We start from the raw sequence: 2,846 nt of genomic DNA on the forward strand, positions 1-2,846 counted from the left end.
GGGCGGCCCGGCGGGCGCGCTCGCCTTGCGGCCGCCGCGGCGGCGCCGGCGGCCGCCCCGTGCGGCCTCCTCGGCCTCCGCGGCACTGCTGTACAGCTCCTCGTCCGGCACGAACTCGGGCTCCGGCAGCGCCTTCGGCTCGGCGACCTCGGCCGCGACCTCCTCGGCCGTCTCGGCCTCGGCGGGGGCCGCCTGGGCCTGCGCCGCCTCGGCCTGCGCGGCCTGCGCCGCGGCCTTCTGCTTGCGGCGGCTCTTCTTGCCCCCGCCCCCGCCGACGGCGTGCGCCTGGTCGACATGGACGATCAGGCCGCGCCCGTTGCAGTGCACACAGGTCTCGGAGAAGGACTCCAGCAGCCCCTGCCCCACCCGCTTCCGGGTCATCTGCACCAGGCCCAGCGAGGTCACCTCGGCCACCTGGTGCTTCGTACGGTCCCGGCCCAGGCACTCCAGGAGGCGGCGCAGCACCAGGTCGCGGTTGGACTCCAGCACCATGTCGATGAAGTCGATCACGATGATGCCGCCGAGGTCGCGCAGCCGGAGCTGACGCACGATCTCCTCGGCCGCCTCCAGGTTGTTCCGGGTGACCGTCTCCTCCAGGTTGCCGCCCTGGCCGGTGAACTTGCCGGTGTTGACGTCGACCACGACCATCGCCTCGGTCCGGTCGATCACCAGCGAGCCGCCGCTGGGCAGCCAGACCTTGCGGTCCAGCGCCTTCACGAGCTGCTCGTCGATCCGGTAGGTGGCGAAGACGTCGACGTCGGAGGTCCACTTCTGGAGCCGGTCGGACAGGTCCGGGGCGACGTGCGACACGTAGCCGTGCACGGTCTCCCACGCCTGCTCGCCACTGACGATGACCTTGGAGAAGTCCTCGTTGAAGATGTCCCGCACGACCCGGACGGTCATGTCCGGCTCGCCGTAGAGCAGCGAGGGCGCGTTGCCCTTCTTCGCCTTCTTCCGGATCTCCTCCCACTGGGCCTGCAGCCGCTCGACGTCGCGCCGCAGCTCGTCCTCGCTGGCGCCCTCGGCCGCCGTGCGGACGATCACGCCCGCGTCCTCCGGGACGACCTTCTTCAGGATCTGCTTCAGCCGGGAGCGCTCGGTGTCCGGGAGCTTCCGGCTGATGCCCGTCATGGAACCCTCGGGCACGTACACCAGATAGCGGCCGGGGAGGGAGACCTGGCTGGTCAGCCGGGCGCCCTTGTGCCCCATCGGGTCCTTGGTGACCTGGACCAGGACGGACTGCCCGGACTTGAGCGCGGTCTCGATCCGGCGCGGGCCGCCCGACAGGCCGAGGGCGTCGAAGTTGACCTCGCCCGCGTAGAGCACGGCGTTGCGGCCCTTGCCGATGTCGACGAAGGCGGCCTCCATCGACGGCAGGACGTTCTGCACCTTGCCGAGGTAGACGTTGCCGACGTAGGAGGTCGACTGCTCCTTGTTCACGAAGTGCTCGACCAGCACGTCGTCCTCGAGCACGCCGATCTGGGTGCGGTCGCCGTTCTGGCGCACCACCATGACCCGCTCGACCGCCTCGCGGCGGGCCAGGAACTCCGCCTCGGTGATGATCGGGACCCGGCGGCGGCCCTGCTCCCGGCCCTCCCGGCGGCGCTGCTTCTTCGCCTCCAGCCGGGTGGAGCCCTTGATCGCCTGCACCTCGTCGGAGGGCTCGGTCTCCTTCTTCTTCCGCGGCTCACGGACCTTGACGACCGTGCGCTCCGGGTCGTCCGCACCCGGGCCGGACTCGGCGGCGTCCCCGCTGCGGCGACGGCGCCGGCGACGACGCCGGGAGCTGCTGGTGGAGCCGTTTCCGCCGGCGGGCTCCTCGGCCGCGCCGGACTCGGCCGGCTCCTCGCCGGACTCCTCGGCGTCCGCCTCGTCGCCGGTGCCGGTGGACTCGGCGCTCTCGCCGGTGTCCGCCGTCTCACCACGGCGCCGGCGGCGGCCGCCCCGGCGACGACGGCGGGACGGACGCTCGCCGGCCTCGCTCTCGGCCTCCCGCTCGGCCTGCTCCTCGTCGGCCGCCTCCTCCTCGCGAGCGGCCTCCTCCTCCGCCGGGGCCTCGGCCCGGCGCCGGCGACGGCGCCGGGAGGGCGCCTCCGCGGTCTCTTCCGGCTCCGCCGCGGGCTCCGCCTCCTCCGGCTCCGTCCCGCGCGCGGCGGCCTCGGCCGCGGCGCTCTCCGGCGTCTGGAACATCGGCTCGGTGAAGACCGGCGCCTGGAAGAGGGCCACCGGCGGGCCGGCCTGCGGCGGCGCGGAGGGCTCGGCGGGGCCGCCGTCGGTGCGCCCGTCCGCGTCCCCGGCGGGGGCCTCCGCCGGGGTCTCGCCCGGCTGCTCCGCGGGGAGTTCCCCTGCGGACGCCTTACGGGCCGCCCGGCGACGGGTGCGCGGGGCGGGCGCCTCGGCGTCGGCGGTTCCGGCCGGCTGCTCCTCCGCCGCGGCGCCGGTGGCCGGCGCCCCCTCGGGCGCGGACGTCTTGTGGGTGGCGCGACGACGCGTACGCGGCTTCGCCTCCCCGGCCTCCTGCCCGGCCGTCTCCGCCCCGGAGACGGACGCATCCGCCGGACCACCGGCCTCCGCCGCCTCCGCTGCCGGAGGCGACCCCGCCGGAGCAGTCGCCTTCCGCGTCGCACGACGACGCGTACGCGGCTTCGCCTCGCTCGCCGGCTCTGCGGCCCCCGCCGCGACGGCGGCCTCCCCGGCCCCGGCCTCCGGTGCCGCCTGCTCGTCCGCGGCCCCGGCGGGTGCGGCGCCGCCGGCGGTGTCCTGCGGCTCGGCCGCCGGAGGCGAACCGGCCGGCGCGGACGTCTTGTGGGTGGCGCGACGACGCGTACGCGGCTTCGCCTCCCCGG

At 75.5% G+C, this 2,846-nt stretch carries 1 protein-coding gene; it reads right to left on the bottom strand.

The window, feature by feature from the left end; translation table 11 throughout:
* Positions 1–2,846: Rne/Rng family ribonuclease (locus tag HOY81_RS26940; RefSeq protein ID WP_237323326.1), on the bottom strand; the 2,846-nt coding region annotated here is incomplete at both ends.

Origin of the sequence: Streptomyces sp. JJ36 (assembly GCF_021696945.1) — a bacterium.
In the GTDB taxonomy this organism is placed as follows: Bacteria; Actinomycetota; Actinomycetes; order Streptomycetales; family Streptomycetaceae; genus Streptomyces.